Genomic DNA, 26,829 nt, shown 5'->3' with positions numbered 1-26,829 from the left:
AGGAAGGCAACAAAAAAGAGCGAATACTTTAAGCATTGGTTTTGCCAAGAAGCATTTATTGAAAGGGGTCTAATGACTATGAAACCATTGGATTTTCACATTCCCGCTTCACAAGCATTGGAGATTTTGCAAAAGGGGGCTTTCCTGACGACGCAGAGCCAAGGGAAAGTCAATACGATGACAATCGGCTGGGGCAGCGTCTCTTTCCTCTGGCGCAAGCCCATGTTTCTCGTTATGGTACGTCCTTCCCGGCATACTCACGGCATGATCGACGCCGCTAAAGAATTTACCGTCACCCTGCCGCTGGATGACCAGCTAAAAGAAGCTTTAGCCCTATGCGGCAGCAAATCCGGACGAGATATGGATAAACTAGCCGCAGCTGGCCTGACTGCATTGCCGGGACAAAAAATTGCTACGCCGGTTATTGCCGGTAACTGCATCCAATACGAATGCAAGGTTGTCTACCGCCAAGATATGGACCAAGACGCCCTGGCTGCCATGCTGCAGCATTCCTGCTACGCCAGCGGCGACTACCACACCTTGTACTATGGCGAAATCGTCGCCTGCTACCAAACGGAAAAATAAGAACGACCAGTTTACGAACAAGAGTAAATGGAGGGTACGACGGAGGATTACGAAATACTATATATTGAAACAAGAGTATAAAACTATAAAAAAAGGAAGGCCAATTTGGCCTCCTTTTTTTATAGTACCAGTAGTTTTTGAGCCCCTTCCATTTAGCGACTTCGGCTGTAGCCCTCACTCTACTCCCTCTACTCCTGTTGAAACCCGTACCTGTTCTTCTCTTGCGTACCCTCCGGTCACTCTGGTTCTCTTGTTCAAATCCTCTTCATCGTACGCCGATGTTGCGGTACACCTGGCGTCGTTTCCAAAATTGACTGCGAAACAAACGACTGCGACTGTCCCAGAAGTCGAACACGATAGCGTCTTTTTTCCCAGCCGAGGGGCGCATAATGCGCCCCACTTCCTGCTCCACCGCAGCCGCCGCCCGCTTGGGAGTGGCTAAAAACAAGCGGTCTAAATGCGTCAAATCCAACCCTTCCCGAGCTAACTGCGTAGCTAAAAGAATATCTACCTGCCGCGCCTGGGCACGCTCCATAATTTCTTGGCGCTGGCTTTTTTTTAAATCCGCCGTCAATACTTCTACCGTCAACTCCGGCAAGGCCTCTTGCAGCCACAACGCCAGTTGACGCAAATGCTCCTTGCGCTCGGAAAGAACCAGGCTGAAATGGCCCGGCGCTTCGCGGCGCAGCGTATCGACAATCAAACGATTCCGTTCATTATTGGCGGTCAAATACGAGAGCGCTTTGGCGTACTGCAAACGGTCGTCTTCCATAAAATCATCCGCCAGCTCAAATTCCGTTTCCACCACAACCAGTTGCGGAGAGAGAGTGCCAGTTTCACAACGGCCAATCACATGCAGTACCGGCCCTCCTGCCGCTACAATCATGGGAGTTAAGCCGTCCTCTCGTTGCGGCGTTGCGCTGGCCCAAAGACGATACAGGGCGGCAAAGCGACCTACGGTACGATAGAAACTGCCAGCAGCTAAATGATGCGCCTCGTCGACAAAGACCGCCCCAAAAGCCTTTTCCAACGGCTGCAAGTCCGCCTTCGCCAAGGTCTGCACCAAGGCCAAGGTCAGATGAGAACCCAAAGCAACCTTGCCCTCGGCAATTTCACCGATTTGCTCCTCCGCGAGTCCCAAACATTCTACCGCGCGCTGCCGCGTCTGGTTCAAAAGTTCTTTTGTATGGGTCACCCACAATGCCGGTTGGCCAATCCGCGCCATCGCCTCCAGCATAATAATGGTCTTACCCGAACCGCAAGGGGCCACCACTCCTCCTTGGCGTCCTTGCAAAAGGGCCGTCACGGCGCCTTCTTGATATGGCCGCAGGCAGATGCCGGATTGAAACGCCACCGGCTCTTTTAAACAAGTACGATTATCCCAGCTGGCTTCCACCTGCTGCCGCCCCAAGTGGTAGCGCAGCGTCCGCGCATAGCCCCGAGGCAGCGTCAAGGTCTGACCGCGCCATTTATATAGATGAATATCCTTAGGCTTGCCCCAGACAGAGTAGCCATGTCTTTTCGCTGCCTGGTACTCAGGGTTAGCCAAGGTCAAGTCACGCAGCACCGCTTCCATGAGAGCCGGAAACTGTCGTATGCCAGATACTTTTATCCCCTGGTCTACACAAATCCGCACCATGCCGCCCCTCCTTTCTCCTGCAAATCCTTTTCTATGTTTCATTATAATATGCAAGAGTCCGGATGAAAAGTATTTTCGAACATATTTTCTTTTTAACTTAACGGCTGCAAAGTCCGTTGCCGCTTAGCAAAGACGGCAATTTGATCATAGCCTACCGACTGAGCATAGGCGGCGGCTTCTGCGATATAACGCCCGCAGTCTTCGGGCTGATGCGCATCAGATGACAAAATGACCGGCAGTCCCTGCGCCCGCGCTTCTTTCAGAAAATCCGGATACGGCGAAATTTCTTCAATAGGGTACCGATACAGCGTCCCGGTATTGATATCCGCCGCCATATCCGCCGCCTTCAGCGCCGCTACAGCCTGTTTCACATAGGGCAGCGCATTGAAATCAGGTAAATGCTTGAACAAGCGAATGTTGAAAGGATGACCCAGCACATCATATAAGCCGGAAGCCGCCAGATTCTTAATCGCCTCTACATACTGCCGGTACAAGTCTTCCAGATTCTTCGTGTCCCACACGTTCAGCAACGCCGAAAAATCATAGCCCCAGCCTTCCAAAAAGTGCACTGAACCAATCACATAATCAAACTTATAGGGCGCCAGCACATTGGCTACTTGGGCCTGATCGCTAAAATTGCAAACCTCAATGCCGGTTTTCACGGGATAGCCCAGCGCTTTGAGTTGATCCATAAAAGTCAGATACTCTTCAAGCCGATAGCGAAACTTGCCTTTTTTCAGCCATTCCTTTTGAAAGCGGCCGATTTCCGAGTCGTCCAAAATCAAGTCCTGCTCATAAAGAGGCTGAAACTCCACAAAGGTATGGCTATGCTCGGAAATGCCAATCTCATCAATGCCCCTCTTAGCGGCATGCTCGAAAAATCCTTTTACCCATTCCAAATCATAGCTTCCATATTCAAAATGCATGTGGTAATCAATACGCATTGTCCATTCCTCCTCGCCGTATCTCGGGTATAACAACATTTTATGTTTCGCCTGTTTTACGACAATCTCCTGCTTAAATGGGAATTGAACAGGAGTAAAGGGAGTAGTGGGCGGAGCCATCGGAGGTTGGATTGAACAGGAGAATCTGAGTCACGAGAGGATACGCAGGAGAAGAACAGGTACAGTTTTTAACGGGGTCTAGGGAATAAAGGGAGGGCTAGGCAAAGGACTACGGTGTCAGTGACTGAATTTGAGACTTTTGGGGAGCAAGACGGTCCGCAGGATGCAAAAGCAGGAGGCGAATTATACAGAAGCTCCTAGGCCTTGATTTATATAGTAAAAAAGAAAGAGAACCGGCGTTATGCCGGCCCTCTTGTGTCTTCTATTTTATTTAGTCGTTGCCCTCCAGCGCCGGCGTCCGGCACCACAATCGGCGAGCCTTATACCAAAGAATTGGCACAATCAAAAAGGGAACTCCAATAAATAAGGCGTTACGCAATTCGTCTACCAACGCCATCACCAGCAAACAGCCTACCTGCACCCAAATGCCGAAGTAGGTAACATACGGAAACAGCGGGACTTTAAAACGCAAGCTCTGCTCTTCCCCAGCCGCTTGCAAGCGATTTCGGAAATTCAACTGACTCCAGCAGATGGATATCCAAGCTACAGCGCCGGAAAACCCGGATAACGCCAATAAATACGTGTAAATGGTTTCACTGGTATCTAAAGAGTAAGCCACCACTCCAATCCAGCAAGCCATAACCGACATCACTGTCGCATTCTGCGGCACGCCTTTTTCGCTCAAGCGGCCCAGCCACGAAGGCGCCATACCTTCGCGCGCCAATGCGTACAAGGCGCGGCTGCAGCCGTATAAGCCGGAATTAGAACAGGAAATGGCCGCCGTCAGTACCACAAAGGAAAACAGCGCCCCCGCCCATTCCAGATCATACGCCGACAGCGCGGCGGCAAAAACGCTTTCTTCCAAGCTGGCCTTATCCCAAGGATAAATGGTAACGAGTAAACCCAATGGAATAATGTACAACGACAAAATGCGCCAAACAATATTTTTAATCGCCATCGGAATGCTTTTCGCCGGATCCCGGCTCTCGCCGGCAGCCAAGCCGATTATCTCCGAGCCTTGGAAATTCACCAAAATAATGACCATCGTCAAAAAGACCGCCCAATAGCCATTCGGCGCTACACCGCCGCTGGCAAGAAGCACGGACGAGCCCAAAAAGCCTTCACTTCCCACAAGGCCAAGAAAAATCAATCCTCCCAAGACCACAAACAACACCAACGCCGCCACCTTAATCAAGGCCAGCCAGAATTCCAGTTCCCCGAAAGTTTTAACATAAGACAAATTGATAAAAGTAATCAAAAGTCCAAAAAGCACCGCCCACCACATGGTGCTGATATCCGGAAAAAAGTTGTTCATAATAATACCGCCGGCAATCATTTCCGAAGGCACATAGGTTACCCAGGTCAGCCAATAACACCAGCCAACGCCGCAAGCCCAAGACGGAGAAATATATTCTTTGGCATAGGTGACGAAGGAACTGGCTACCGGTCTAGCTACAGCCAGCTCGCCCAGGCAAAACATCACCGCCAGCACAATAAAGCCGCCTAGTAAATAGGAGAAAATGGCAGCCGGCCCCGCCTTACTCAGGACATATCCTGTTCCCAAAAAATAACCGCTGCCAATGATGCCTCCTAGGGCAATCATTTGCAAATGACGGCTTTTCAAGCCGCGGACCATCGTACGTTCCTGTTGCATGCCTTTTCCTCCTTTGTTGTCTTTTTGCAATGCACTTGCTTTATCATAAAAGAATCCGACCTGCTTGTAAATACTTTTGCTGCATTTTTTCAGCATTTTTAGCTGTTTTTCTATGTATTTTCAGAGCCAATCGCATTTGCAGCATGTTATCAATTGGTTATTTCTGTTTTTCTCTATTTTCCACCAAAAAGCTCAATTAAACTCCAAAAGCCCCTACAAGCCATTTTGTGGCCTGCAGGGGCTTTTGCGCCCAAAAATCTCAGTTAGATGTCTCTCACATTCGCTAAAGACCCCTCGGTCTTTATTACAAGTTCTTACGCGTTCCCCTTGGCTTTCGTCGCCCGATCTACTAAATACGCCACCGATTGATAACTTAAGCCGCTGGCGCTGGAAAGACCAATCTCACAGGTACGGCTGTTGGAATAGCCGGAAGTGGTTTCCGGGGGCAGCGCTTCTTTAATTCCTTCCAGCGCAGATGCATTCAACTCCGGCGTTTCAAAACCGGCGTCCCCCGCAAAGCCGCAGCATTTAATTTTAGGCGGCCGCACCACTTTCGCCGCGCATTTCTGCGCTACAGCGATAAATTTATCCTGTATGCCCATTTTAATCGAACTGCAGGTAACGTGAGCGGCTACGGTTTCCGGAAGCTGCGTAAATTCCAGTTTATCCAGCAGGAAGTCGTGAATAAATTCCGCCGGCTCATAGAGCTTCAATTCACTCTTAAACACTCGGCGCATCCGATATACGCAGGGGCTTGTGTCGCACAAGACCGGGATCTCCCCGTTCTTACTGGCTTTAAGCAGTTTTTTCTCCAGTTTGGCGGCCATGCGATCGCCAATCTCAGGCAAGCCTTTACTTTCAAAGGGCATGCCGCAGCAAAGCTCATCCATATCGGACGGATAAATCACTGCATAGCCTGCTTTTTCCAGCACCGATACCATGGCCTCGGTCAAAGAACGAGCGTCTCGATCCTCTTTGGCCGGTCCCATGCTGCGTCCCAGACAGCTTGGGAAATAGACGACTTGATACTGCGCCTTTTCCGGCTTGAGCTTCGGCTTCGCCAGAACCGCGCCTTTAGGCATCCAAGGCGTCCATTGCGGCGATGCGCCGCCGGAGATGGTATGCGCCATTTTGGAAAGGCTGTTCATGGCATTGGTTCCCAGCAGAGAATGAGCAAAATTAGCCAATCCCAAGGCAACACGAGCAGTCGAGGTAATCCCTGCAAAATGACCCGCCACAAATTCGGCGATACGCCGGCCGTCCTGGCTCATATGCTGCGCCCGCCAATGCTTGGTGTGATCGCCGGTATTGATCTTCACCGGACAAGGAAGCTGACACAAACCGTCCGTAGCACAGGTTTTATCTCCAAAGTACTCATAGCCCTTCAGCAGTTCCGCCAAACGCTGCGGATTCTGGCCGCTTTGCTGCAGCCGCGCGATTTCCCGTTGCAGTACAATGCGTTGCCGCGGCGTAACTGTCAAGTTGCGGGACGGACAATTGCTTTCGCAATAGCCGCATTCAATACATTTATCGATGAGAGGATGCGCCACCACAGCCGGTTTGATGTTTTCCAAATGCAAGTTGGCTTTATCAGTGATGATTACATCCGGGTTAATCAGTCCTTCGGGATCAAAAAGCGTTTTAATGCGTCGCATAAATTGGTATGCTTGACGGCCCCATTCCATTTCCACATACGGCGCCATATTCCGGCCTGTGCCATGCTCCGCCTTCAACGAACCGTTATAGCGATGCACCACCAATTCCGCCACATCGTCCATCAAATCTGCATAACGCTTGATTTCCGTTTCATTGGAAAAATCCTGAGAAAAAACAAAGTGCAGATTGCCGTCCAACGCATGTCCGTAAATAATGCCCTCGTGATAACCATGCTTGTCCATTGCGCGCCGCAAGTCGAGAGTAGCTTCCGCCAAATGTTCCAGCGGGAAAGCTACATCTTCAATCAGCACCGTCGTGCCCGCTGGTCGCACATTGCCTACAGCGGGGAATACATTTTTACGGATGTCCCAATAACGCTCATACTCCGCTTTCACGGTGGTAAACTCAATAGGCATCACTGTCGGGATGCCTTCCAGCCGTTCTTTAACGCCGTCAATACAGCGATGCAGCTCTTCATGATCGTTGGCTCGCACTTCCACCAAAATGGCGGTTACCTCTTCCCCAAATTCCTTGAGGTACGCCGGCATACCCGGCTCGTCCTCCACAGAACGCAAGCCGATGCGATCCACCATCTCCGTAGCCGACACCAACGGCCTGTAAAGGCGCATGACCCCTTGACAAGCCGTACCAATATCGGGGAAGAAAATCATTGCCGATGCCTTGTGCTCCTGCTCCACTACCGTGCGATAGGTGATTTCCGCAATAAAGCCCAAGGTTCCTTCAGAGCCGATAAAGAGGTGATTCAAAATATCAAAGACGTCTTGATAGTCTACAAACGCATTAAGGCTGTAGCCGGTAGTATTCTTGATTTTGAATTTATGACGAATGCGCTCTACCAGCTCCGGCTGCGCGGCAATTTCATCCCGAAGCAGCTCAATTTCCGCCAACAATTCTTTATGGCTTTGACGAAAAGCGTTTTTAGAAGCTTCGTCGCCGGTATCAAGAAGCGTGCCATCTGGAAAAATAATCTTCATAGACGCAACCGTCTTATAGCTATTGTCGCTGGTGCCGCAGCACATGCCGCTGGCGTTATTGGCGGCAATGCCGCCGATCATGGCCGCGTTGATCGAAGCCGGGTCCGGGCCGATCTTACGATCAAACGGTTTGAGATACATGTTGGCCTCTGCACCGATAATCCCCGGCTCCAACACGATTTTTTCGCCATTTTCCAAGATTTCGTAGCGCCCCCAGGCGCCGGTGAGCATGACCAAAACCGAATCGGTCACTGCCTGCCCGGACAAGCTGGTTCCTGCCGCTCGAAACGTAAGAGGTACTTTGTGCAAATGAGCTGCATGAATGACCGCGATAACTTCCGGCACGGTCCTCACTTTTACCACGATTTTAGGAATCAAACGATAAAAGCTGGCATCAGTGCCATAAGCCAGGGTCCGCACCGGATCCGTAAAAATACGGCCTTCCGGGATGGTGCTGCGGATCTTAGCATAAAACTGTTGATACTGTTCTGGTAAATTCATTCTCCGCACCGCCTTTGTAGAGATTTTTTAAGAAAAATGATTCTTAAAGATATATTCTGCAAAATTTCAAGCTTTCCTGCCAAATAAAAAAACCGCTTGCGCGGTCCTTAGCAAAAAACGGAACACAGAACAGTGAAAATATTGAACAAGAGAACCGGAGTCGCGAGAGGGTACGCAGGAGAAGAAAAAAAGGGAAAGTCATAAGCTCTTGAACTCCCCTTTCGCGTTTTTCGTGTAGTTCGCGGTTCGTTTTATAAGTTATGCTATATAGAAAAAGCCGCTTGCGCGGCTTTTTAAAACGATTTCATCCCAACTACAGCCGCCAACAGCAGCGCCGTTACCGCGCCAGCTTGCCAACAAGCAGCCCGACTTAAACCTAAGTATCGGCTTAAAGCCTGGCGATTCAGCCAGCCATGGATTACGACGATGACAGTCACTCCCAGACTTAAGTAAATATGAACGTCCTTATAAATCCCCTTGGACAGGCCCAAAAAAGCTCCACGACCAGGCACGAGCCACAAAACCAATCCTGTCACTAAGGAAATTACAAAAAGACTTAACGCCAATAAAGTCACTGTCGGCCGCAGTCTTTCCAAATTCATTCTCAACACCCTTTCTTTTGCTCTTGTATCTAGTATAGACAATGACTGTGACAACTTCGTGACAGGCTAATTACAGTTTGTCCATCCTCAACATTTTTCATCTGGCCCCAAGTGACCGGAGTCTTGATAAATCTGACAAGCCTTGCCTTGAAAGGAAGGTAATTGCCGCAGAAAAAGAATTGCCCCAACTAAGCATGCCCAACCGCAATATTGGAGCATAGCCAAAACGCCAAACAAGTCCGCCCCCTGCCCTGCGGCAATACCGCCTAGAGGAACTAAACCCAAAAAAGACATGTTGTAAAATCCCATAACCCGTCCCCGCAAACGATCTGGAACCATATGCTGCAACAAGGTATTGACGCCGACGATCAAAAAAAGCAGACCCACTCCTAAAGCAAACAGCAGCACGCTTGCTACCTCCACAGGCACGCCTACAGAAAGCGACAGCAGGCTCAAAGCCGCCAAAAGAGCCGCCGCGCCAACCCAGCGCTCCAACCCGACGATACTGCGGCGAAAAGCCAAAATAAGCGCTCCGCATAACGAGCCGGCTCCGGCCATAGCCATTAGCGTTCCCAACAGCGGCGCACCACCGCCAAAATAACGTACTGCCAGCACCGGCAAAAGCACAGTATACGGCATAGCGGAAAGGCTCATCAACGCCAAAAGCTGCAACAATTGGCGAATAGGCGGATGCCCGAAGGTATAATTCCAACCGTCCCAAAAACCTCGGCGCCAGCTTTTTTTCTCCGTTTCTTTCTCTGCTGCAGCCAGCTGCAACACCAGCAAGGAAACTAGAGAAAAAAGATAGCTTACCGCGTTCAACGCAAAGCAGACCGCTTCGCCAACCAGGGGAATTAAAAGCCCTCCCAACGCCGGCCCCACTAAACGGGTCGCATTGAACATGACGGAGTTTAAAGCAATGGCGTTCCCCCGATCTTCACGCGCTTCCACTAACTCCACGACCAAGGCCTGCCGCGCCGGCATATCAGCCGCATTGATGCAGCCCAAGAGCAAGCTCAGCGCCAACAAATGCCAAATTTCCGCGGTTCCTGTCCAAACCAACCAAGCCAATATAAGCGCCTGCAATAAAGAAAGCGCCTGGGTGGCAACAAGCACCTGCCTTCGCGGCAGGCGATCCACCCAGACGCCGATAAATGGCGAAAAAAGCAAGCTAGGAATCTGTCCGGAAAAACTTACCAAACCCAATAGCAAGCCAGAACCAGTCAGGCGATACACCAGCCAGCTCATAGCAATGCTTTGCACCCACGTACCCAATAAAGACAGCCCTTGGCCGCAAAAAAACAAACGGAAGTTAGGGTAGGCAAGAGCGCGTCCTAAGAGGCGCCCTTGCCTAAGCAACTGGCGAAACTGTTTATTAATGACCGCTGCGATTTTGCGGTCTTGTGAGTTTACTGGCCCGTTCATAGAGCTCCTTTTCTTCCTCAGTCTCCGGCTCCACCACAATGCCGTGCGGCGCCGAATGGCCGGTTTCATCGACATGAATAAAGGTCAAAAAGCCGTCAACTACAAACTCTTCCTTGTCGGCGGTTACCACATCGACATATACGACTAAGCTGGAACGACCGGTATACACGACCCGGCTGTCAAAACGCAGAATGCTTCCTTTTTTTACCGGACGATTAAAGACCATGCCATGTACTGTAGCGCATACAGTCTCCGCCGTACAAGTCATGCTGGCGGCGGCGACAAAGCCGGCTTCCACGAACCACGCAGCGCCGCGGCCGGCAAACAATGTGCCATGATGATTGGTATCAGCTCCGGTCACCAAATGGTGAGTCTCAAATTTCTTTATTGCCATCTGTTTTTCCCCCTGCTTATCAAATAATTTTTTTGAATTTTCACTTGTTTAGAGTGTAATACAAAATACAAAAAATGACAAGCAGGCTACATTATCCTTCATCAAAAGACAGCATCTCCTGAAACGCCTTTACCACATGCGGATCAAATTGGCTGCCGGAGCAACGTTCTAACTCCGCCAAGGCCTGCGCCCGATTTAACGGCTCCCGATGCACGCGCGTCCCGGTCATAGATTCATACGCATCCGCCACAGCCAGCACCCTGCTGAGATAGGGAATTTCTTCCCTTTGCAGCTTGCCCGGATACCCGGCTCCGTCCCACCGTTCATGATGATGCAAGATAAGGTTTGCTAACGGAGCTAATTCCGGCATCATCTGCGCCAGCTGAGCCCCCTTTTCCGCATGACTTTCCATCAAAGCACGTTCTTCCGGCGTATATACAGCGTCCTTGTTTACCAGTACCTCCGGCAGCAGCAGCGTCCCTACATCGTGAAACATCGCTAGCAAACGCAATGATTCTTCACTGTCCGAAAGCTGCAGGTAACGACCAAAGCGAACTAAAATCCCCTCCAGCCGCTGTACATGAGGTCCTGTCCAACGGCTGCCAACCTCCAGCATGCGCCGCAGTCTGGCCAGCCCGCCCTGATCATACTGCGACGTAAATTTGTATTTTTCCGCATACATAGCACTGTCCGCAGCCTGCAGCAAGCTCTGACTGACCGTCTGAGACAAATCACCCCAAGACCAGCCCACCGACAAAGAAACACGCGCTGCCTTGGCTTTTTGGGCAAGTATTTCCGCTTTCTGCTTCATCAACTCTTCCGGTTCATCACAATACAACGCTATAAATTCATCGCCGCCAACACGCGCTAACACTTCCGCCTCACCAAAGGCATCTTGTAATACGCCGCTAACTCGGCGCAACAACTCATCCCCCGCCTCGTGGCCTTCCAGATCGTTAACCAGCTTCAAATCGTTGACATCAATAGCTAAAACCCCTAAAGTCCCTTGGGTCATTTCCTCCAATTCCTGACGCAATCGCTCAAAACGAGAACGATTGGCCAAACCGGTTAAGGCATCTTTTTCGCTATAAATGCGCAATTGTTCTTCCACGCGCTTGCGCTCTGTGATTTCCTGACGCAGCTTGGCGTTAGCCTCCAATAGCTGCGCCGTCCGTTTGGCCACACGCTGTTCTAATTGATTATTGAAAGAACGCACTTCTTCCTCTGCTTGACGGCGCTCTTCCGCCTCCTCGCGCAGCCGTTCAAAAAGCAGGCAAGCCTCAAGAGATACAGCAAATTTTTGCATCACTTGCGTCAGCATGCGCTGTAGCGTTTCATTCTCCGCCAGCGCTTCCTGAGCGCTGTAGAGCTTAAGCACTCCCAATTTCCCCAAAGGATACAAGAAATAACAACCGCCGTCGATCTGCCGTTCCTGCACCAATTCATCAAAGCCAGGCATCTGCGCTGTAATTACCAAGCCTTCACCATTGTCTATGCAAGCTTTAGCAGGCGCAGGCAAAACACCCATCACATTTTCCACATAATAATTTGGATACCCGTAAATCAAGCGAGCCCGTTCCTGCTCTCCGTCGTTCAACCAGACCGCTCCGTACCGAAAGGCCTTCCGCCGCAATAATACCTGCAGAAACCGGGCGCAATTATCCTCCAATTCCAACGTCCGGCCTACTGCCAGAGACAATTCATACAAAACCGCTAATTCCCTCACCATCTGGAGCCCTTGTACCGGCTTCATACCATCACTCCAATAACAACGGTTTTATTGCATAATTCCAAGATTCCGTCTGACGGCAAGACAATTTCCCCATAGCTCAATACTCCGTAAAGAGCATCCAGTTTCGGATTTCGCCGTTGCAGATTTTGCCGAATGGCCGAAAGTTCTTTTGTAAATATGGGTCCTTCCAGTTGCGCTCTGGCATAACAATTTACGATCAAGGCCCCTTGCGCCGCAGTAACTTCAACTTCTTCCGCAGCGGCAGCCGCCGAGGCCGCCATAGCCTCTTCCTCGGCGACAAGCACGCTAAGAACGGCATTTTCCGGCACTTCACCAGCGCAAATCAAGCCGCCGTCTTCTGTCATTTCTACAATGCTGCGTACCAAATCTACGCTTTCTTCACGCACAATGCCCAGCGGATAATGACCAAAATCATCCAATGCTAGGCCATGCGCCGCCAACACTCCCTGGTAAGCGGCCTGCGCTGTCTGCCAATTCAGCTCCAAAATACGATTTTTCTCCGCCTTGGTCACGACCAATACATCAGGCAGACTACTAAAGCCATAACCGCGTGAAGTCTGAAGTCCACAGGTGGCAAATACGGCCAAGCCGACAGCCTCGCACCACCCATCCTGCGTAAACAAACCAGTATCTGTTTTCGGCAAGTCGCATTCACCCACAGCACCAATGCAGCGAATCGAATGCCCCAGATAATCGTATAAAACGTCCAGTAAATGCTCTGTTTCGCCGCGCTGGCAATTAAACAGCAAAAAAGCAGTCGTATTTTGCACGTCATGCCGCCAAGGCGGCTCCTCTTGTTTAGGATACAACGGCAAAAGCGGTGCAGCCAGAGACAGCCTCAGCCAGCAGGCCCCTTCCTTGGCAACGCGCTCTCCTTGAATGAGAGCAGGAAATAAAGAACCCGCTAAAGCCACGCCTTTGTCACGGGCCCATTGCCATACCGCCGGCAACGCAGCCCGTGAAGCAGACGCTGCTAAGAGCAGCAATAGTTCATTTTCTTTCCATTCGATACGCTCCAGCTGCGCTACCCACGCATCGCCGTGCGAACCGGACAACCAACCTTGCATGCCCATGGCCGGCTCCTTTCCAACAGGTGTTGCCGCTTGCAAAAAAAAGCCTGTTTCGTGTATGCTGAGACTAATAGAATAACTCCGTCTTCAGGAACGCTTCGTTGAATCTATAAAAGATGCTGCCCAATACAGCTCTTTTTACAGAGTTTATTTCCCTATATTATAAAAGATAGCTTTTCATTTGTCATTACGTTCCAGTAGTCAGTTCCAATATATGTCGGATTTTTTCCGACATCACAAGCAGGAGGGATTTGCTATGCAATGCTTTCATTTTTACCGCAAAGAAGAAAAAATGCATGCCATTTTCCAGTCCATCGCTCCTCGCTACAACTGCCTTAACCGCATGATCAGCTTTTTTCACGATCAATATTGGCGACGCAAAGCGGTGGAACAAGCCGACTTCCCGCCGCAGGCAAAACTGTTGGATGTCTGCTGCGGCACTGGACGCCTGACGCAAGAATTGCTACGTCATTGCGACGAAATAGGCCGTATTACCGGGTTGGACTTTTCCGCCAACATGCTGCGCGAAGCGGAAGCAAATCTCCGCTATCATCCTCGCTGCCGCCAAGTTTCCTGGGTTCATGGCAATGTACTGCACCTGCCGTTTGGCGACGCTTCCTTTGATGGCGTCTCCATCGCCTTTGGCTTGTACAGTGTCGCCGGTACGGAACAGGCGCTACGAGAAATGCTCCGCGTACTTCGTCCCGGAGGCAAACTACTGCTGCTAGAACTTTCTCAACCCTCGGATACTTTTCTGACGCCGCTATTTCATTTTTATTTTGAGCATGTACTGCCCCTGGCAGGAAGCTTATACCTTGGCCTTCCCGTCACCTTTCAGCGCTGGCTGCCGGAATCGCTTCATACCCTTCCTTCGGGCGAAGCAATTTCTCAAATTCTGGACCAGCTGGGCGCTGCAACTATTTCAGGGAAAAATTTAACAAACGGCATCGTCTCCATTGTTACAGCCGTTAAAAGCGAGGTTTGATATGCAGACATTGCGCATTTTTCTGGAAATGATTAAGTTTAAACACACTTTATTCGCGTTGCCTTTCGCCTATGCGGGCGCGTTGTTAACCGCCCAGCGTATCCCTTCGCTTCATGATCTTTTTTGGATTACCATCGCCATGGCGGGCGCGCGTACCGCCGCCATGTCCTTTAACCGCTTAGCGGATCGGCGCATCGACGCCGCCAACCCCCGTACCGCTGATCGCGCTCTACCGCAAAAACGCTTAAGCCTTGGTGCGGTGTCCCTCTACACGATCCTTTCCCTGCTGCTCTTGGCTCTGGCTGCATTTCAACTCAGCTCGCTGGCTGTAAAATTGCTGCTGCCAGTCGTCTTTTGTCTTACCTTCTACTCCTACACGAAGCGTTTCACCTGGCTATGCCATCTCTTTCTCGGCGGTACATTGGGCCTAGCGCCTCTTTGCGCTTGGGCCGCTATCGCTGACACGCTCAGCACGCCCGCTCTTTCTTTGTGGGGTGGCGTCCTCTTCTGGGTAGCCGGTTTTGATATCATCTACGCCTGCAGCGATATGGAATTTGACCGTCAAGCCGGACTGTACTCTATTCCCGCCCGCTTTGGCCTCGCTCACTCACTGCGCCTGGCCGCCTTTTTCCATGTCTTCGCCGCCAGTTTTTTCGTAATTACCGGCTGGCTTTTAGCGCTGGGTCCCTGGTACTGGGCGGCCCTTGGCGCCGCCGCTTTTCCGCTTTGGTGGCAGCACCACCTGGTAAGTCCGGCGGATCTGTCCCGCAGTCAGGTAGCCTTTTTTCACTGCAATAGCCTTTTAAGCCTGCTCTTCTTCGCCGGCGTGCTCCTCGACGTGCTGACCCGGGGAACGTGAGAGGCACGAGACCACGGCATTTGAACAAGAGTAGAGGGAGTAATCGGAGGGTACGACCGAGGATTACGGGTTTTATAATTTAATGACTTTTAAAAAACAGAGTCCATGAAAGCAATCTTTCACGGACTCTGTTTTTGCTATATCAGATTATTACGCCTGACTGTCTTGTTTTAATAAAATTCTCAAATATAGTAACCGCCGCCTGCGCACCCTCTCTCTACTCACTCTACTCTTGTTAAATTTCGCCCCCTCCTGCATACCCTCTCGCGACTCTTGTTCAATCCTCATTCTCTAAAAGAATGGTTTCCCCCAGTGCGAAGGAGTACAGCCAGCACTCTTTGACAGGCTGCCGCAGAATGCCGCCCAAGGCTCGGGCGTAGAGCTCCAACTGCAAACGATAGCGGCTTGCCAATTCTGCCGGCGACAAACCTCGATCACTTTTATAGTCTACCAAAATCCAAGCGTCGCCTTCTTTAAACAACAAGTCCGCCACGCCTTGCACAAAGACAGTTTCTTCCTGACCGGCCACTTCAGGATAAAATTCTTCCGCCGGCAACAGAACGCTAAAAGGAACCTCCCGTCGAACTTGCGCGGACGCCAGCAAGCGGCTTCCCAGGGAGGAAGCCAAAAAGGCGGCAATTTTCGATGCTTCCAAGGCTGACGCCTGCTCCGGCAGCAGCACTTCCTTGGCAACTAATTCTTCCAAAACAGACTGCACCTGTTCCTCATTCAGCCTGCCCTCTAGCGGCAAATGCTGCATCACCGTATGCATCCAGACACCGTATTCGCCGCCCTTCGGCCCTTGCTGCGCCTGCAAAAAAATCGGCCGGTCATATACCGAACCAGACCGCGCCGGCCAAGGGCGAGCGCTTTCGTCTACATCGGCAAAACGGCGCTTTATTTCCGTTACCGACAGCTTAGCCGCCTTGCCGACCGTATCCTGCCAAGGATATTGCCACTCCAGGCAGGCTGCGGTTCGAGCCTCTTCGCCGCCAGGCAACGGCTGGCCTTCTTCTAAACAAGACCAATCGTCAGGCAAGGCCGCCTCACCAGCAGCCTCCGCCGCTGCAGGCGGACAAATATGAATCCCCCAAAGGCTTTCGTCCGGTAACAGGCATTCGTCTTGGGGCGCACCACCCAAACGACGCAAATCTCCGGCAGCTTGGTGCCGCACTAAAGCCGGCCCCAGCCAGTCCAAATAGCCTTTGGCTTCAGCAATCAAGCCGGCTGGCAGCAACTCTTCCCTGCGACAGCTTTGCCGGCACCAGTTGGCGGCCGCCTTGTCTGCGTGCTTGAGGCGTCCCGTTAAAATCAATTTTTCCCGCGCCCGCGTAAGAGCCACATATAAGACACGCAACTCTTCGGCTTTCGTCTCCATTTCCAAGCAATGAGCTACGGCCTTACGAGCCGCGCCAGGGTAACGGTAACGCGTCTTTACATCAATAACTTGCGGCCCCAACCCCTGAGTTTTATGAAAAAGAACCGGCTTTTTCAAGTCCTGCAGGTTAAACTGCTTGCCCGCATCGGCCACAACCACTACCGGAAACTCGAGCCCTTTGCTTTTGTGGATGGTCATAACCCGCACAACATTTTCTTGCTCCCCCAAAATTCGAGCCACCGCCATATCAGCGCCGCCTTCGCGCAGATCCTCCACAAAACGCAAAAAGCGGAAAAGGCCTCGATAATGGGTGTTCTCAAACTGCCGCGCCCGATCATAAAGAGCGCGCAGGTTGGCTTGCCGCAGCGCGCCCCCAGGCAAGCCGCCTACGTACTCGTAATACCCCGTATCGCGGTACATGCGCAAAAGCAGCTCCGGCACGCCTCGCCGCCGCGCCAACCGACGCCAGCCTTCCAAAAGCTCCTGGGCGCGCGCCGCTTTATGGCCTGCTTCTGTTTCCAACTCCGCGAAAACCGTTACCGCATCCCACAAATCGCTTCGCTCGGCGCCAGCAAGACGAATTTCGGCCAACTCTTCCGCTTTACAGCCCACTAAGGGGGACCGCAAAAACGCAGCCAAGGGAATATCTTGACGAGGGTTGTCCACTACCGCCAAGGCAGCCAACAGCACCTCTACTTCGATCTCTCGGAAATATCCTTCATCCACATCCGCGTACGCAGGAATACCTGCTTCGCGCAATGCCTCCAGCAGCACCGGTCCCTTAGCCCGCACGGAACGCAACAACACTACTACATCCCGCCAAGCCAACGCCCGATAACCGCCCAGCCCCTTATCATATACCTGCACTTGCTCTTCATGCAGCTTTTGCAAGCGTCTGGCAATCAGAGCCGCTTCGGCAGCAAAGCCTTCCGGCAGTTCTTCACCCGCGCCGTCCTCTTCGCTTTCTGTCGCCTCTTGCCCTGTCTCCTCCAGCAGCCAAAGCTCATTCGGTCCGTCCAAACTTTTCCCTTCGCAAGGAGGATACGGCAGCCCCGGCCGCAGAAATTCAGCTTCCCCATACGCTAGCTCCGCCACCTGCGGTTCCATCAACTGTCGAAAAAGATAATTGACCCCTGCCAGCACGTTGGCGCGGCTGCGAAAATTTTGCGCCAGATCAATTCGTTCATAGCCCTCGCCCAACGCTGGATAGCTTTCATATTTTTCGCGAAACAACTCCGGCTCCGCCAGGCGAAAACGGTAAATGCTTTGCTTCACATCGCCTACTAAAAACAGCCGGCCGCTCGCTACCGGACACAGACATTGCAAAATGGCTTCCTGCACGCCGTTCGTATCCTGATATTCGTCGACCATCACTTCCTGAAAGCGTTCTTGCAAGTCCAGCGCCGCCGCCGAAGGGCCCTCGCCGTCGCGCAAAACCGCCAAACAAAAATGTTCCAAATCTCCGAAATCCAGCAAATTACGACTAGCCTTCGCTTCGCGAAAGGCGGAGGCAAACTCCAAGGTCACCGCCACCAGCGCCGCCATTAACGGCTGGCAGTGACGCAAGTCCTCTAAAAGCTCCTCCCCGGGCCGATCAACTAAGACATAGACTTTTTCCAGCTGCTTTTTCAACTGATCCCGCTCCTGCTTAAACGCGTCCCGCGCCTCTTGCCCGGCAGGATCTTTTTTGCCGCCGCTCAGGCGGGTATAGGCGGTTTTTTCGCCTTGCCTGCAGGCGCGCTCCAGCTCGCTCCAAGTGGAAGCTGCCTGCAGCTCGGCAATAACTGCCGCATACTCCTGCGCCAGTTGCACTTCTTTTTCGCCAGCCAATTCCGCCAATTCCAGCAAGTCCGCAGCCGCCACAGCCAGTGTTCCCAGGCGCAGTTTCGCCTGGCGCAGCAACAGTTTGGCCTGCGGCAGTTCATCAAAGGAAACTAGCTCCGGCGGCGCAAATACATCCAGACAGCCTTGCAGCCAGAGCTCCGGTTCTGGAAGCGAGCGTGAAAACTCGTAGAGCTCCACAATCATCGCGCCCAGCTCCGCATCATCCCGCTCGCCGCCATAGCAATCCGCCAACAGGAACATTGCCGGATCATCTGCAGCATAGCGTTTTTCTAGCACCTCTTCCAGAACATCGCGGCGCAGCAAATCCGCCTCCGCCTGCGAAGCCACGCGAAAACGCGGATCCAAATCCAATTGGTGAAAATGCTGCCGCACTACAGACTGACAAAAAGAATGAATGGTCGAAATAGAAGCCGAGCCTAACAACGCCAACTGCCGTTCCAGACGTTCCAGCCTGTCTGTCGGCAAATCCTGACGGCTCAGCTCTTTCCCCAGCGCCGCGGCAATGCGCTCTCTCATTTCCAAGGCCGCCGCATTGGTAAAGGTAACGACTAACAGTCTGTCGATATCCAAAGGGTCTGCGACATCCAGCATGCGCTGAATGACTCGTTCCACCAGCACCGCGGTCTTGCCGGAGCCAGCCGCCGCCGAAACCAGCAAATTTTTACGCCTCGCTTCAATCGCCCGGCGCTGTCTCTCTGACCAGCTCATGCTTGATTCTCCCTTCCTGTTGGCAGCAAGCGCAGCCATACTTCATCTTCCTTCATTTTTTTCAGCAAACGGCAAGCTTGGCCTTCAATGGCTTTGTCAAACTGACAAACGCTGCGATACTCGCACCACAGGCACGGACTCTGCCCTTCCAGCTCATAGGGCGCCGGCGTCACCTGACCCTCTAAAATAGCCTCACCAGTTTCCTGCAATACCTTGCGCGCATGCAGCAATAACGCCCCAAACTGTTCCGCCGAGCGCACTTGACGCAAACAGGTCGGATGATAGTCGCCGTCTTTTTTTAAGGATATGGATAAAAACTTAGACCAGCTGCCCTCAATCGACGAATCCAGCAGCCGGGACACCTGGGGTTCCTGCAGCGTCCAGCCGGGCAGTTTCAATTTTTTAGCCACTTCCGCTTCAATTTCCGCTTCGCTTTTCGGCCCCTCGCCGCTCACGGCCGGATCCTGCAAGAAATAGTACAGCATCCCTGCAGGCAGACATTCCTGGCCAAATACGCTGCGGCCGGCTTCGAGCGCCACCAGCAAGTAGGTCAGAAGCTGCAGGCGCAGTCCATAGTAAATCTGATCGAGATTCAGTCCCGCCTTGCCGGACTTATAGTCAATCACAAGCAAATAGCGAAGGCCATCTTGCTCGGCGCTATCTACCCGGTCAATCTGCCCGGAAATATCCAAACGCTGCCCTCCGGGCAAATGAAACGTCAATGGCGGCAGCGCCTGCTCGCCACGGCCAAAGCACTGCTCCAGCCAGCAAGTCTTAAAACTGCCGGCCGCCGCAAAATCGCTCAATTGTTTCGCCGCTCGGCGCACCGTGCGTCCTAAGCGGCGCAGCAGGTGCCTGTGCTGGCCGGAACTGAGCAAAATTTCATTTTGCAGCCTCGGCGCCAACGCATTCACTACTTCTTCACACAAAGCCACGCGCTCGTCGTCTCCCGGGTCCGCCCAGCTTTGCCCTTTGGCCGCTAAGCGTTCACCATATTCTTTCAAGGACGCATGCAGAAACTGCCCCAAATCGGGCGCCGCCAAGCGAAAGACGGAACGTTGCCGCAAGCCTAAGCCATAGCGCGCGAAATGCCGAAACGGGCAGGCTTGAAAGGCCTCAAAGCGCGTCACGCTGCCGCTGAGGCGCTGACCGCGCAAAAACAGACGCTGCGCTAATTCCGGCGGCAGCAGCCGTTCGCGATTATCATGGAATAAGCCTGTCAAATAGCGCCGCAACTCCTCTGGGCGGCAGCGAAGCCCCCAATTATACACTTCCCGCCAAAGCGGCGCTAATTCGCCGCTTTCCCGATAGCGCCGCAGCACGCCCGGCAAAGCCGCCAAGGCTTGTTCCGGCTGTACTGCATAAGCAGCCTCCTCGCCTGCCGGAATATCCAGCGGCAAGCTTTGCAGCGGCAGCTGCGGCCACAATTCGCGCAGGCGGCGTACAATCAAGGAAGGCGCTTGACTTTTCCCCTCTGCATCAGCCAAAGCGTAACTGAGCCATAAATAACGGCAAGAACGACTCAACGCCGTATATACTAAAAATCGCTCTCCGAGCATATCCGCCTGCGCTCCCGGCGCGAGCTCCAGCCCGGCGCCGCGCAACGCCCGCCGCTCGCTGTCGCTCAAAAGCCCCTCTTCCCTGGCTCTCCTAGGCAGAGCGCCTTCGTTGACGCCGGGAAGATATACGGCCTTCACGTTGGCCAGACTTGTATTGCCCAGCGTCGCCAGCACTACATGGTCCAAACCGGGAGGCACCAGACTAAGAGTCATAGCTTCCAGCCCTTCCTGCAAAAGAGCCGCAAACTCCTCCGGCGGCAGAGATTCATCCCCTAGAACCTCCACTAGTTGTTCTAACAAAGCCACCGTCTGCCCCCAAAACTGTCTGTGTTCCAGCGCTTCATCCAGTTCTTGCAGCTCCTCGGCTCGCTGCGCCCATTCTTCTAAACGCAGAGGCGCTTCCAAGCGCTCCAAAAACTGGAACAAAGCCGTTGCCTGGGCTCGCACGGTAGAGGCCCGGCCCAGAGACATTTCCAGCTCCGCCAGCGGTTGCGCCGCTTGACGCCGCCAGTTATCGAGACAAGCCAATTCTTCTTGACTTGCTTCATCCAAGCCTTCGTCCTCCTCCGCCAAAGCCAGACGCCGCCAATAACGCCAAGGCTCCTCTTGCGTCCAGCGGCGGCCGCGCAAGCCAAAGCACAAGACATAGTTTTCCAATTTATCCACTGCAGCTCGCTCTAACGGAAAAAAATCTGTTTTCAGGCAACGGAAAATAGCCTCATAACCCCAATTTCCCATAACGACTTCCAGGGCGGAACGAATAAGCTCCGCCAAAGGGTGATGCTGCGCCTGCCTGGGCTGGTCGCTAAAGTAAGGAATGCCGTAATCCGTTAACGCGGCCTCCAGCCAATCCCGATACTCTTCGTCACGCACCAGCACGGCTATATCGCGCCAACGCCAGCCCTCTTCGCGCACCAAGCGCAGCATGTCTCTAGCAATGCCCGCCGCCGCGGCGCGCCCATTCGCCGCTTCTACAAGAACTACGCCCTGAGGCGCTTCCGGCAAGGAGCGCACAGGAAAGCGGAAAAAACGCTCTTCTAAATGCTGCAATGCGCCGCTGTCAAAACGCCATTGTTTTTCCAGATTGACTTCTTCATACTGGGCGCCCAACTGCGCTGCCAAACGCCGCAAATCTTCCCTCGTCCGCCATTGCCTGTGAAACAAGGACGTTTCCGCTTCATATCGCGCAAGTTCCGCGCCGTCAAGGCACAGTGTTACGGTCACCTCTGCGGCTAGCGGCAAAATCGCGCCCAAGACTGCCAGCTCCTGCGGATTGAACCAGGCAAAGCCATCAACCCAAACCTCGCAGCCTCGCAGCAGCGCCGACTCTTGGGCCCGTTCCGCCAACATCGTCATGCGGTCTTGCGCATCATGATAGCGTTCCTGCAAGGACTGCGAAAACTCCGTATAAAGAAGCGCCAAGTCATGTAGTTTGTCCGCCAGCAAAGAGCGTCCTTGCCGCTGTTCCGTCCGGGCCGCTGTCTGCAAGGCTTCCGGCGGCAGGCGATAGGTTTTGCATTCTTCCAAAAGTCCCATAGCCTGCATGGCAAAGCCGCGCTGCCTCGCCGCCCGCCCGAAGGAACGCAGCTGCGGCTCCAGTTGCCGCAACAGGCGCGTGACCAGCAGCGTTTTCCCCAGCTCATCCAATTGAGGCCGCGCCGCGCCGCCGGTTTCCTGCAACACCCGATAGGACAAACGCCGGAAGCCCAACACATGAGCGCGAATAAATCCCTGCAAGCCCGGCGTCGCCGCCAGTTCCCGCTCCACCTGATACGTGGCGTGTTCCGGCAGCAGCAGCACTAAGGGCGCTCCCTCCGGCTGAGCCAGTAGCTTGCGGCGTATCTCTTCCAAGCACAAATGGGTCTTTCCGCTCCCGGCGCGCCCCATAACCACTCTTAGCTTCATGCATGTTCCTCCTTAAACCTTTAGCCCTAGGGTAAATGAAAAACCGCGCGACTGCCCCGCTCGCCGGGAATGACCTCCAGGCGCGCGCCAATCCGCTCCTTCAACTCCGGCACATGAGAAATAATTCCTACCAGCCGTCCGCCGCTCTGTAGATCCACTAACGCTCGCATAGCCAGTTCCAGGGCTTCCGGGTCGAGGGTGCCAAATCCCTCATCCACTAAAATCGTGTCCAGGCGCATGCCCCCCGCATAGGCCTGCACCACATCGGAAAGCCCCAGGGCCAGCGCCAAAGACGCCAGAAAACTTTCGCCGCCGGACAAGGTTCCCACCGGCCTGGGCACGCCCGTATAGCTGTCAAACACCTCTAAATCCAAGCCGCCAGCCTTGCGGGCGTCCGCTAGCACGCTGGAACGCTGCAGAGCATAACGACCCCGGCTCATTAAGGAAAGACGCGCATTCGCTTCTTCCACCACATCATCCAGCAGCGTGCGCAGCACATAACGCTGAAAGGTCAAGTTCAAAGCGTTGCCGCCTCCCGCCATCGCCGCTAACGCCGCTACTGCGCCTTGCGCTTCCTCCACAGCCGCTAATTCTTTGGCGATGCTTTGCAAACGTGTCACTCGTTCCTGGTCCCGTTTCCAGGCTTCTTCCAAGCGAACTTTTGTTTCCCTCAAGGCCGCCTCCACAGCCGCGGCTTGTTCCTGCGCGGCCACAAACGCCGCCAAATTCGGCGGCGTCAGCCCGGCTACCGCTTCCTGGGCCCGCCGCACACGTTCCTGCGACGCTGCCTCTTTTTGCCGCCTTGCTTCAAGCTGCTGCCCCCACAAACGCCGCTGCGCTTCGGCGGCCCGTGACTGTTCAAAAGCTTCCTGTCCCGCAAAACCGCTCTGCTGCAAGCGTTGCAGCCAAAAAACGTTTCCTTCCTCCAGCCTCGCCGCCGCGGCTGCTGCCGCCGTCTGAGCCTGCTTAGACAAAGCCTGCGCTGTTTCAAAATGCTGCGCCGTTTCGTGGAGGCGCTTCTCCGCCTGGACTAAAGAAATCTGCACTTGCTCCAGTTGCTGGGTGCAAGCGCGCCGCGCCGCCGCCAGCGCGCCTTCCTGACGTAACGCTTCCGGTACTCGCTTGGAACATTCCTGCAGCACCGCCTTGGCCGCCTCTAAGGCGCTGCCGGCTTTTTCTCTAGCAAAAACCGCCGCTTCACGCTCTCTTTCGACTTGAAGCAGTTTTTCCTGCTCTCCTTGTCGTTTCGCAGCGCACCGGGCTGCTTCTTCCAAAGCTTGCTGCGCCTGTTGCGCCAGCTCCGCCGCTTGTTGCGCCTCCGCCTTCGCTTCCAGAAGGGACAAGTCCTGCTGCTCCCCCAGTTCCTGCAAGCACTCGTTTTCCTGCTCCGCCAGCAGCTTTTGCGCCGCTTCCTGCTGCGCCGCCTGCGCTAACGCCTTACTATGCGCCTGCTGCCATTTCAACCACGCCGCTTCGGCCTGCTCCACATCCTGCGGCTGCAGCATTCCTGCAAAAGAAGCTTTTTGGGGATGTTCCAGCGCGCCGCAAACCGGACAAGGCTCTCCCGCCTCCAGTTCAGCCGCCAGCAGCGCAGCTTGCTGTTTCTGCCATTGCTGCCGCAGCGCCGCTAAGGTTCGCCTGGCGCTTTCCTCGCTGGCACAGGCATTTTGCAGCGTTACCGAATGCTCGTGCTGACGCCGCGCCTGTTCTGTCAGCTTCACGCGCAGTTCCGTCAGGCGCTGCAAAATAGACAGCCGGCTTTGCAGCCTGGCCGCTTCTCGCTCCAGTTGCGGCGCTTTCTCACCCGCCATGGTTAAGCTTTGCTGCTTCGTTTCCAACTCCGTCCAGGCGCGTTGCCGCTGTTGCAGCCGTTCTTCTTGCCGCACCGCCCGTTCTTGGGCTTGAATCCAAGCCGATTCTAGCTCCGCCGCCTGCTGACGCGCTGTTTGCCAGCGTTCGTACTCTTGCGCCTGCCCTTCCAGTTCCAATTGCCTAGCTTGAAGTTGCCGCAAAACCGCTTCTTGGGGCTGCAGCTTTTCCCAAGCATCCCGAGCGGCTTCCTTCGCCGTTGCCGCGGCAGAAGCATGTTCCTCTGCACGCCTGCTTTCTTTTTCTTGAGATGCCGCCTCTTGCGCTAACTGCTGCCATTGCCGCCAGAGATCCTCCAAAGAGGCCGCTTGCTGCGCCGCTTCTAACCGAGCCGCCAGCTTTGCCGCCTCTTCACCGCCTGCCAGTAATTGCAACACCTCTTGGTCGGCAGCTTCTTTTTCCGTAAAACGATCTGCCGCTTGCTGCGCCGCCGCCAACTCCATACGTCGTTCTTCCGCCGCCTGTTGCCCGTCCCTTAGGCGAAGCTCCGCTTCTGCCGCTGCCTGCTGCGCCGTCACGCAACGCTCCTGCAGAGCTGTTTTTGACTCCGCCCCCGCTTCCGCCAGCAGCCAGGTTTCTTCATCGCGCAGCGCCTGAAAACGCTTCGCGCCGCTTTGTGCTTTCTCTTTCAGTCCTTGCTCCAAGCGTGCGTACAATTCCGTGCGAAAGAGGTTTTGCAAGATTTCTTCTCGCTCTTTAGAGCCAGCCACCAACAATTGCCGGAATTGCCCCTGCGGCAGCAGCACCACTTGCCGGAACTGAGCCGCTTGAAAGCCTAAGATCTCCTCCACACGGCGCGTAACATCCTGCCAGCGAGAGGCCAGAAGTTTCTCCCCGTCCGGCCCCTCTTCATATAAAATCGCTTCCGCCGGAATCTGACGAAAGCCTTCGCCCCGCAATTTCGGACGCTGCTGCTCCGGCCGCCGCTGCACGCGCAAAATACGCTCGCCCACAGCAAAACGAAGCTCCACCTCGGTAGCCTCTTGAGGCGACGCATAGTCGCTGCGCAAATGGCGCACCTCTCGCAAATCGCCGCTGGCGCTGCCGTATAAAGCAAAGCAAATCGCGTCCAACACGGTCGTTTTTCCAGCGCCGGTCGGCCCGTGAATCAAAAATAAACGCACATCTCCTAAACAAGAAAAATCCAACGTCTGCGACGCCGCATAAGCGCCAAAGGCCTGTATGCGCAGCCATAACGGCCTCATAAGCCCACCTCCCGCTGCCGCCGATATTCTTCTTCTACTAAAGCGGCAAAAAGCGCCTCTTCTTCGCGCTTCCATTCCCGCCCAGCCACTTCACGGAAAAAGCAGGCAAACAGCTCTTCCGGTCCCAAACGGCGATGATCCTGCACGCCTTGCTGCTCCTTCAGCTTTTGCAAGCGGGCGTATTCTAAATGCAGAATTTCCGGATGATGCTGCTGCAGCCGCCCCTTGGCGTCAAGCACCGGCGCATCGTCTGTTAGGGTCACCATCAAATAATCGCTGCACTTAGACCGAGCCAACAGCTCCTGGAAGTTTCCCTGCCAGCACACCACATCACGCCGCGGCGTCAAGCGCACCGTTTCCACCGATACAGCGCCATCCGCCGCCAGATCCACCAAATGAACGCCCTTAGTCTGCTCCGCCTCTTGAAAAGAGTATTTCAGCAGCGAACCGGAATAGCGAACCTTATGGCCGCTTTGCTGACAGCCGTGTAAATGGCCTAATGCCGTATAGTCAAAGGCCGCAAAAGCGTCCGCCCCCACCATACCGCTGCCGCCCACGGACAAGGGACGTTCCGAATCGCTGGCCGCTCCGCCAGCCACAAAAGCATGCGCTACCGCCACCTTGCGGACTCCCTGCGGCACGTTTGCCAAGGCAGCCGCTATTTGGCAGTGCAGAGCCGCATCATGATCGGCCGCTTCCTCCCCCAAAGCGTAGCGAACGGCCGCCGGCTCGGCATAAGGCAAGGATAAAATATGCACAGGACCGGCCATGTCTTCTAAGATAAGCGCAGGCTGCCGCGCCTGCAGCGGGCCTGCCACATGCAACCCCTGGCGCGCCAAAAGAGCGCTCCCAAAACCCAGCCGCTCCGGACTGTCGTGATTGCCGGCGATCAATACCGTCGGCAAAGCGCACTCCAACACCAACTTACGCAGTACCTCGTTCAAAAGTTCCACTGCTTCCGCCGGTGGCACCGCCCGGTCATAAATATCTCCGGCTACGAGTACGGCGTCTACCTTGGCTTCTTTGGCTAAAGCCACCAGTTGTTCCAAAACATAAGCCTGATCCTCCGTTAAATGCACGCCGTGAAACAGACGGCCTAAATGCCAATCCGATGTATGTAAAAAGCGCATACTCCACCTCCGAATGCGAACGTAGTTTCTTTTTTCTTTTCGCCGCCT

General features: G+C 53.9%; 16 protein-coding genes. 3 read left to right on the top strand and 13 right to left on the bottom strand.

Translation table 11 applies throughout. The features are described 5' to 3' along the window. Window positions 1-78: 78 nt before the first annotated feature. Window positions 79-585: a flavin reductase family protein gene (locus C508_RS0101550; RefSeq protein ID WP_018701771.1), complete on the top strand. Its 507-nt coding sequence runs from the start codon at window positions 79-81 to the stop codon at window positions 583-585. A 265-nt stretch (window positions 586-850) separates the two neighbouring features. On the opposite strand, the gene C508_RS0101545 is transcribed toward C508_RS0101550, so the two are convergent. The 9 genes from C508_RS0101545 to C508_RS0101505 form a co-directional block, all read right to left on the bottom strand. Continuing rightward, a complete protein-coding gene (locus tag C508_RS0101545; protein ID WP_018701770.1) occupies window positions 851-2,224 on the bottom strand; it encodes a DEAD/DEAH box helicase in 1,374 nt (457 codons plus the stop codon). A 92-nt stretch (window positions 2,225-2,316) separates the two neighbouring features. Beyond that, entirely contained in the window at window positions 2,317-3,168 is an 852-nt protein-coding gene (locus C508_RS0101540; RefSeq protein ID WP_018701769.1) for a histidinol-phosphatase HisJ family protein, read from the bottom strand. A 391-nt stretch (window positions 3,169-3,559) separates the two neighbouring features. Then, window positions 3,560-4,942, bottom strand: a complete 1,383-nt coding sequence (locus tag C508_RS0101535) for an amino acid permease (RefSeq protein ID WP_245257954.1) — start codon at window positions 4,940-4,942, stop codon at window positions 3,560-3,562. A gap of 314 nt (window positions 4,943-5,256) precedes the next feature. Continuing rightward, on the bottom strand, window positions 5,257-8,094 hold the full coding sequence (locus tag C508_RS0101530; protein ID WP_018701767.1) for an FAD-binding and (Fe-S)-binding domain-containing protein: 2,838 nt from the start codon (window positions 8,092-8,094) through the stop codon (window positions 5,257-5,259). Window positions 8,095-8,387: 293 nt separating this feature from the next. Further along, window positions 8,388-8,696 (bottom strand): DUF4405 domain-containing protein, encoded by a 309-nt coding sequence (locus tag C508_RS0101525; protein ID WP_018701766.1) that lies wholly within the window; start codon window positions 8,694-8,696, stop codon window positions 8,388-8,390. 87 nt (window positions 8,697-8,783) lie between these two features. Beyond that, window positions 8,784-10,121, bottom strand: coding sequence for an MFS transporter (locus C508_RS17540; RefSeq protein WP_018701765.1), 1,338 nt, complete (start codon window positions 10,119-10,121; stop codon window positions 8,784-8,786). Then, the gene (locus C508_RS0101515; RefSeq protein WP_018701764.1) at window positions 10,072-10,515 is read right to left on the bottom strand and encodes an acyl-CoA thioesterase; all 444 of its coding nucleotides are present in this window, start codon (window positions 10,513-10,515) and stop codon (window positions 10,072-10,074) included. The genes C508_RS17540 and C508_RS0101515 overlap by 50 nt, the downstream gene beginning before the upstream one ends. Before the next feature lie 91 nt (window positions 10,516-10,606). After that, complete coding sequence (locus tag C508_RS0101510) at window positions 10,607-12,268, bottom strand: bifunctional diguanylate cyclase/phosphohydrolase (protein ID WP_018701763.1); 1,662 nt, start codon at window positions 12,266-12,268, stop codon at window positions 10,607-10,609. Continuing rightward, entirely contained in the window at window positions 12,265-13,335 is a 1,071-nt protein-coding gene (locus tag C508_RS0101505; RefSeq protein WP_169342514.1) for an FIST C-terminal domain-containing protein, read from the bottom strand. The genes C508_RS0101510 and C508_RS0101505 overlap by 4 nt, the downstream gene beginning before the upstream one ends. Before the next feature lie 259 nt (window positions 13,336-13,594). Here C508_RS0101505 and C508_RS0101500 point away from each other — a divergent pair, with 259 nt between their 5' ends. Next, on the top strand, window positions 13,595-14,323 hold the full coding sequence (locus C508_RS0101500; RefSeq protein WP_018701761.1) for a ubiquinone/menaquinone biosynthesis methyltransferase: 729 nt from the start codon (window positions 13,595-13,597) through the stop codon (window positions 14,321-14,323). 1 nt (window position 14,324) lies between these two features. Next, complete coding sequence (locus C508_RS0101495) at window positions 14,325-15,182, top strand: UbiA-like polyprenyltransferase (RefSeq protein ID WP_018701760.1); 858 nt, start codon at window positions 14,325-14,327, stop codon at window positions 15,180-15,182. A gap of 277 nt (window positions 15,183-15,459) precedes the next feature. Here C508_RS0101495 and addA read toward each other — a convergent pair whose 3' ends face one another. Genes addA through C508_RS0101475 form a run of 4 tightly spaced genes read right to left on the bottom strand, consistent with a single transcriptional unit; the run spans window position 15,460 to window position 26,781 of the window. After that, window positions 15,460-19,113: a helicase-exonuclease AddAB subunit AddA gene (gene addA, locus C508_RS0101490; RefSeq protein ID WP_018701759.1), complete on the bottom strand. Its 3,654-nt coding sequence runs from the start codon at window positions 19,111-19,113 to the stop codon at window positions 15,460-15,462. After that, complete coding sequence (gene addB / locus C508_RS0101485; protein ID WP_018701758.1) at window positions 19,110-22,577, bottom strand: helicase-exonuclease AddAB subunit AddB; 3,468 nt, start codon at window positions 22,575-22,577, stop codon at window positions 19,110-19,112. Before addB ends, addA begins: the two co-directional genes overlap by 4 nt. A gap of 26 nt (window positions 22,578-22,603) precedes the next feature. Continuing rightward, entirely contained in the window at window positions 22,604-25,651 is a 3,048-nt protein-coding gene (locus C508_RS20770; RefSeq protein WP_018701757.1) for an AAA family ATPase, read from the bottom strand. Beyond that, window positions 25,648-26,781, bottom strand: coding sequence for an exonuclease SbcCD subunit D (locus C508_RS0101475; RefSeq protein WP_018701756.1), 1,134 nt, complete (start codon window positions 26,779-26,781; stop codon window positions 25,648-25,650). Before C508_RS0101475 ends, C508_RS20770 begins: the two co-directional genes overlap by 4 nt. Between the last annotated feature and the right edge of the window lie 48 nt (window positions 26,782-26,829).

Origin of the sequence: Anaeromusa acidaminophila DSM 3853, from assembly GCF_000374545.1 — a bacterium.
GTDB lineage: Bacteria > Bacillota > Negativicutes > Anaeromusales > Anaeromusaceae > Anaeromusa > Anaeromusa acidaminophila.
The sequence above is the reverse complement of the archived record's forward strand: the minus strand, read 5'-3'. Positions and strand labels throughout refer to the sequence as shown.